The 6,936-nt window shown below is 42.4% G+C and carries 6 protein-coding genes; all 6 read right to left on the reverse strand.

Annotated elements, in window-relative coordinates:
* Positions 1 to 20 precede the first annotated feature (20 nt).
* The 6 genes from AB4Z17_RS18165 to AB4Z17_RS18190 all read right to left on the reverse strand — a co-directional run bounded on the left by AB4Z17_RS18165 (position 21) and on the right by AB4Z17_RS18190 (position 6,808).
* Positions 21 to 1,031: a LacI family DNA-binding transcriptional regulator gene (locus tag AB4Z17_RS18165; RefSeq protein ID WP_339203046.1), complete on the reverse strand. Its 1,011-nt coding sequence runs from the start codon at positions 1,029 to 1,031 to the stop codon at positions 21 to 23.
* Between the two features lie 130 nt (positions 1,032 to 1,161).
* Complete coding sequence (locus tag AB4Z17_RS18170; RefSeq protein ID WP_441961218.1) at positions 1,162 to 2,058, reverse strand: metallophosphoesterase family protein; 897 nt, start codon at positions 2,056 to 2,058, stop codon at positions 1,162 to 1,164.
* Between the two features lie 25 nt (positions 2,059 to 2,083).
* Positions 2,084 to 2,971, reverse strand: a complete 888-nt coding sequence (locus AB4Z17_RS18175; protein WP_441961219.1) for a phosphoesterase — start codon at positions 2,969 to 2,971, stop codon at positions 2,084 to 2,086.
* A gap of 27 nt (positions 2,972 to 2,998) precedes the next feature.
* Positions 2,999 to 3,907, reverse strand: coding sequence for a carbohydrate ABC transporter permease (locus tag AB4Z17_RS18180; protein ID WP_441961221.1), 909 nt, complete (start codon positions 3,905 to 3,907; stop codon positions 2,999 to 3,001).
* Positions 3,908 to 4,010: 103 nt separating this feature from the next.
* The gene (locus tag AB4Z17_RS18185) at positions 4,011 to 5,741 is read right to left on the reverse strand and encodes an extracellular solute-binding protein (RefSeq protein ID WP_441912367.1); all 1,731 of its coding nucleotides are present in this window, start codon (positions 5,739 to 5,741) and stop codon (positions 4,011 to 4,013) included.
* A gap of 119 nt (positions 5,742 to 5,860) precedes the next feature.
* Complete coding sequence (locus AB4Z17_RS18190; RefSeq protein ID WP_441875547.1) at positions 5,861 to 6,808, reverse strand: ABC transporter permease; 948 nt, start codon at positions 6,806 to 6,808, stop codon at positions 5,861 to 5,863.
* Between the last annotated feature and the right edge of the window lie 128 nt (positions 6,809 to 6,936).

The following is a 6,936-nucleotide window of genomic DNA, read 5'->3' on the forward strand; positions in this document are numbered from 1 at the left end:
TGTGCTATGCTCTCTAATCCTTATGAATCTCTTCTTATACAGCTTTCACGGACAACTAGTTTATGCTCCAAGATGATATCCTCGGTTGACGTTTCCTTATTCGTAATCTGTTTCAACAGCGCTGCCATCGTCACTTTGCCCATGTCTTGAATAGGCTGCTCCATTGAGGTTAATCTCGGACGGGCAAGCTCGGTCAGTTGACTTCCGTCAAAGCCCATAATGGAAATATCCTCTGGAACTCGAAGGTTATGATCCCAAATGCAGTTCATCGCTCCAACAGCCATATCATCACTTACGGCAAATACAGCCGTAGGCGTTTGTTTATTGCGAAGAATATCCTTCATTTGCTCGTATCCGCTTTTCACTTTATAATCACCGAACCGGATATTTTCATATATGATTTTAATGGAATGATCTGATAATGCATTTCGATATCCGCTATATCGGTTTTGTCCCGATGTAATATCGCGCATGTCCCCGCCGATAAACCCAATTTCCTCATGGCCAAGCTCAATCAAATATTTTGTCGCGTCGTAAGCAGCTTTATAGTCATCAATAATTACAGAAGCAAATTCCTGGTCCATCGGTTTAACGCTTGAAAAAATAACGGGAATGTTCATCTTATGAATCAAAGCACGGATTTCCTCATTAATTTTCTCATGCATAATAATGATGCCTTCTACCCGCATTTCCTGAAACACATTGATATACTTTAATTCTTTATCTATATCCTCGATGATATTGCATACCAAAAGGTTATAATCATTAGTGCTAGCCGCTTCTTCGATGCTGCTTAAAATTGTCGAATAGAAGCTTGAGGTAAGGTCTGGCACGATTACCCCTATGAGATTCGTTTTGTTGCGTACCAAGCTTCGGGCGATATGGCTAGGAGCGTATCCCAATTGATCGATGGCTTGATTCACCTTTTCCTTGAGATCGTCTTTCACATACCTCTCGCCATTTAGCACTCTGGACACAGTCGTAACCGAAACTCCTGCTACCCGGGCCACATCTTTGATTTTTGGTTGCACATTATTCACCCTTCGTGGAAGTATATTTCGTACCTATATTAGAATTATATAAGATATACTTCGACTACGACAAACTTTCTCATCATTTATTCTTTAATATCATTCAGCCGCGAGACTAATCCTCATCAGCTTAGTTCAATTTCGCTATTTCTATCCGTGTATCGAACTCCCGTTTTCCTTCGAATATCGTAATGATTCTTGCTCCACGATCAAGCTCTCCGTATGTGTTGAAGCCCGTGGCACGTCCATAACACAATCGGATGCCATGAAGCTCTCCTACGTAATCATTATCATGATCATGTCCGGCAAAAGTCCCCATGACATCACCCTGCTCCAGCATTGCCGTGAATAAACCGCTGTTCAATTTCGGACAGCAGACCTCCTCGCCTTTATTGCCTATACATTTGCCTTCCTGCCAGACTTGCTCATATTCTGGTATTGGAATATGAAAAAAAGCGAGTCCTGGCAATGCGCTGCCATTCTTCTGAGCAAGCTTATTCGATTCGCTGCAGTACCAGYGAACCTGATCTGGATGTATCCATTCATATCCACCAACGGATTCTGGTGCTGAATCTCCCGAATCAAAAAAGTACAGGACAGCCGTATCTGCTTCACTCGCAGAACCCGCAACAGTAAGTGCATAATTCCCAACTCCATGGATGTCCTTAGGACCATCCTCAGATAAGTTATTGCCATATTCCTTTAAAACTTCATTCAATCGTTGACGCGTAATACCTTTCTCTGAGTCGTGATTTCCATAAATGACAGCAAACGGAATGCCAGACTGGACAACATCCGCAATCGCACGGCGAAATGCTGCTTCTTGATCCTCTGTATCATAGCTGGATATGACATCGCCAGTAAGGACGATCAAATCGGGCTTCTGCGACGCAATCAGCTGCTGAATAACAGCTAACGTTTGAACATCCTTTTCAGGTTCAATTCCATTCTTAATATGCATATCGGTAAATTGTATGATCGTAAATGTCCCGTCTGATCGGAATCTTAACTTGTTGTGCTCCACCATAACTCCTCCTCGACCTAAAACCTTCTTAATCTTCAATAAATAATGGCTGAGAAAAAGCGGAATACCCGCCTTCCAAATAAACGGCTATTCGGACGTATTTTTCGTCTCCATTACACTCATATTCAGCTTGCTTGATTCGTCCCGTTGTTTCTTTAAGCACCTGTCCGTCTTTACCGAAAAACGTGACGTATTTGTACATTTTATCAAGCAAATCATTTGAGCGAAGATCAACAACAACCTTGTTGCCTTCTACTCTGATCGCATCAAACCCATACCCCGTTGATACATAAAAGTTGCCTTCTCTGATCGCATCAATGATAGCATCGTTTGTATTTGCCTTAGCTCTKACCATGTTCCAAGCGCGCTTTTCTTGTCCATATACATGCGAATCGTCATTTCCGAAACCCCACACTTTACGACCAGCGGATAGAAGAGCATCCCACTTGTCAAACGCGATATCATACTCTGGATTGCCGTCCCCGTTATAAACTTCAACCCCAAGATAACGTTCCATCTTAAACATATCTTCTAGTTCCCAAAAATTCGAGAAATACCGATTCGGATGCACAAGCACTGCAAATCCATCGTTCGTCGTTGTTAGATCCACAAAGCGTTGATAGTTCTCAATCGTAAATGCATTGCTGTAGTTTTCCATAATCATTTGCGGTGGTTTCACGAGCAGCATATGTGTTTGCCGACTGCTTACTTCTATGGCTTCGAAAACAGTCGGTATCTCTCTTTTGCCTTCGTGCTTCGTAATTTTATCGTGGTCGGAAATACCGAGAAAATCGTATCCACCGTACATTTTGTAAACCGTTTCGAGCGAAAACCAACCATCGCTGTTCGTCGTGTGGTTATGAAAGCTTCCTTTAAACCAAGTTCCCGACTCTACGTATGGATTCACTATTTTCATTTTGTTCCCATCCTCTCCTAGGCTGATTTACTCTTTGATCGATCCGATCATAATGCCCTTGGTAAAATAGCGCTGCACAAATGGATAGATAAGTATAATCGGCGTGACGACGATAATGATCGTTGCCATTTTAAGCGAGTTTCCTGTAACCTGCATTTTTTCGATCAAATCGTATCTAAGTCCGGCAGCCTGATTGAGCGTATCCCGCATCGCTTCCGCACTCATCAACATTTCTTGTAGAAGCGTGGACAGCGGGCGCAAAGACGATTTTCGAATATAGAATGCACCAGTGAACCAATCGTTCCAATGGCCAACGGCGTTAAACAACCCAATAACCGCTATAACCGGCCGACTGAGCGGCATAATGACGCGCAAGAAGATCGAAAAGTCGTTATACCCATCAATTCGCGCCGATTCTTCCAAACTCGGATGAATTTGTTGAAAAAATGTTCGCATAATGATGATGTTCCACACGCTGTATAAGCTTGGAATGACGTAAACCCAAATATTATTCGTTAAATGAATAGACTTAAGCAGCATGTAATAGGGAATGATTCCCCCTCCAAACAACATGGTGAAGAAAATGATCATCATGATGTATTTCCCGCCAGGCAACGTTTTGCTCTTTAATGCATAAGCTGCTGCTGCAGTCAGAAAAACACTTGAGATCGTTCCTACGACCGTTCGGAAGACTGAAATCCCAAAAGCAGTTGTAATATTGGACGTTTCAAACGCTTTTTGGAAGTTTTCCAAGGACCAAATCCTCGGCCAGAAGTAAATGCCGCCTCTTTCCGCGTCTTTACCGGGATTAAAAGCAAGTGCAAAAATATTAAAAAAAGGTAGARTGATCGATAAACACAGCGCGATTAGAAGCAAGTAGTTAATGACTCTGAAAATTCTTTCACCCGTGCTGAGCTTATAAAATTCGTTTCCCACTTTCTCCCTCCTCCGTTGAAGGAAAGGCGTTTTTACCCAGCTGCGGATAAAATCGCCTTGCCTCTTCCACTAATTTTCTGCTTCTAAATGTAGAACCTAGTCTCTAATCATTCAGGTTTACGTCCGTTTTTGGATCGGCATCTTTTTCTGCGAGAAGCTTCAAATAATCGTCCAATCCTGCTGATTTCAATTGTTTCAAGTTGCTTTCCAACATTTTCTTAGCTTCATCAAGACTCTTTCCGTAATAAGCGCGGATCAAAGTTTCATTGTAAGCGTCCAAAGCCGCTTTAAGTTCTGAAGATCTGTCAAATTCACCGAGGAACGCGGTAGGTACGTAGCTGTCAACGATCTTCGCATTTTTGTACTTTTCCTCAAAGTTCCAATATTCGATTAGTTTTAGAGCCCCGTTATTGTCTTCTTTTTTCAATTTGTCGCCATATTGCATTTCCCCGAAATCAGCCATGTTGTCGGTGTCGGTACTGCCTAGAATATCGCCCCATGAGTTGCCGACGCCTTGAAAGCCGAGCTTTTTCGCTTCGTTCGGATCTGTTGCTTTCAAATCCAACACTTCTTGCTTCACAAGTGGAAATCCGTCTGAACCAATCGTGTAATCGCGGCCTTCCAAGCCGTACTTCCAAATAAGTTTTCCTTCCTTACTAGCTAAGTAGTCCGCGAATTTAACGATATCTTGCGGGTTTTTCGTTGTAGTCGGGATCGCCCAAGCGCTGTAACCGGACTTAAAGCTAACTTGCATTTGGTAAGGGCCGTCTACGTTGTTAATTGGTCCGAGCGGGAGGTAATGCATATCTTGGTTGAACTCTTGATAGTTGTGGGCATCACCGATAATCGCCCATGACCCATTCAAAGCGCCCTCTGTTGCGCGGCTTTCGTCAATCGTAAAGTACTCGGGATGAATAAGCTTTTCTTTAAGCAGCTTTTGGAAATACTCTACTTTTTTCATAGGATATTCGGTTTCTGCTTCATGAAGGATTTGACCGTCTTTCGATTTTTTGATGCGTTGGTCGTCTTCGCCCCACTGAAGATCCTTGAAAGCAGCTGAAACATCTTTACCACCCCAAAAAGATGGACCGATTGGAATCACTGGACTGCCATTGTTGTCTTTGAAGTTACCCGCTTTAATTTTCTTAGCTAGCTCATACACTTCATCCGACGTCTTGATTGTGCGCGGATCGATTCCTAGTGAGTCAGCAATATCTTTACGGATATAAGCGCCGCCTACGTATTTGTTAGATAGATAACCGCCTTGTCGATTGATATTCATATGAACGAAGTAAGAAGAGCCGTTAAACTCAGGACGGAACATAACGCCGTATTTCGTATCAAGCGGCAAATAGTCATCTTGCAAATATTTGCTGTACACTTTCGTATCTTTCATAAGCGGAGTCAAATCAGTAAACATACCTTCGCGCGCCGCTTTCAAAACAACAGGCATTTCCGGTCTGCCACTGTTATTGAGGTAGAAAGCAACGAAATCCGGCAAGTCGTTTGCAGCGATGCCTGCAATCAAGCCATCGATGGATTTTTCGGCTTTCATGATTTCAATTTCAAAGTCGATCCCCGTTTGCTCCTTTATCTTTGCTTTAATTTCCGGGTTCATATCTTCTGTGTAATCGTCGGTTCCCATGAATACAAGACCTTTGATTTTACGATCAGCAATCCATGTAGCCGGTTTCCCTTCCGTTGTAGGTGAAACCCCATCTGTCCCGCCAGGAGCAGGTGTTTCATTATTGCTTTTGTTGCCATTCGAGCAGCCGGCGATCAGCATCGCTGTCACCAAAGGTATTGCAAAATATTTTGCCCATTTCTTACTCATGCGATTGTTCCCCTTTTCTAAAATGATTTTATGAAACACGCCAGAAGACGTCTCCCACCAAGTGGATGGTCATGCAAACCTTTTCGCATAGCAACTATGGTAACGTTATCAGAATTAAGCTACCATAAGGATGTTTCAGAAACCTTTCGGGAAACTCGGTTCGCGAATACAACCAAGATCAATCCAATTAATCCTTGCAGCATGCCCACGGCTGTCGCGTATCCGTACTGACCGCCTTGCAAGCCAACTCGGATAATGTAAGTGTCCAAAATATCAGAAAGCGGTGCATTACCCGGTGTTTTGAGTAAATAAATCTGGTCGAACCCGGCGGATAATATACTGCCCAGAGACAATATAAAGAGGATAACAATTGTCGGTGTGATGGACGGCAGCGTAATATTCCAAACCTCTCGGAATTTGCTTGCCCCATCAATTTTAGCTGCTTCGTACATTTCAGGATTAATTCCTGAGATCGCTGCGACATAGATGATCGAATCCCAACCAATAGACTTCCATACATGGCTTCCGAACATAATCTGGTAGAAGTAATCCGAATCCATCATAAAGAATGTACTTCCGTCGCCGCCCATATTCGTGATTACCTGATTCAACAAGCCAGTATCAGGAGCAAGTATACGTTGAACTAAACCGATGACGACAACCCACGAGAGGAAATGCGGCAAATATAGTAAGCTCTGAGAAACATTTTTGAACCATTTTGAGCGAACTTCATTAAACATAAGTGCAAGAATAATCGGAAACGGCAAGTATAGAAACAATTTCATACAACTTATGATGAGTGTGTTTTTAATCAACTCTCCGCTTTGATAAGAATTAAAAAATTGCTTGAAATAATCCAGGCCAACCCATGGGCTTCCTAAGATGCCCTCATTGAACTTGTATTCCTTGAAGGCTAACAACAAGCCGGCCATCGGAATATAGTTGAAAATGATGAAGAATACAACACATGGCAACAACATGAAATATAAATATTTGTGAGCCAACATTTTTCTCCATAAAACGATACCACTGTTTTTTCGCTTCATGGGCACGGTCATTTGCTTCATAAGTTGAAAGTCACCTTCTTTCTTATTTCTGTCTGGAAGCGATACCATATAAATTTTCAATTACTTAAATTTTAACCAATCACCCTCTTCTCCGAATAATAATTTTGCATCCTAGACCGATTGTATTA

It is taken from the genome of Paenibacillus sp. TAF43_2, from assembly GCF_052113545.1.
In the GTDB taxonomy this organism is placed as follows: domain Bacteria; phylum Bacillota; class Bacilli; order Paenibacillales; family Paenibacillaceae; genus Pristimantibacillus.

What these genes read in the sequence shown, in the direction of transcription:
- AB4Z17_RS18190 (WP_441875547.1), bottom strand. Translation starts at nt 6,808, where the DNA reads ATGAAGCAAATGACCGTGCCCATGAAGCGAAAAAACAGTGGTATCGTT.
- AB4Z17_RS18185 (WP_441912367.1), bottom strand. Translation starts at nt 5,741, where the DNA reads ATGAGTAAGAAATGGGCAAAATATTTTGCAATACCTTTGGTGACAGCG.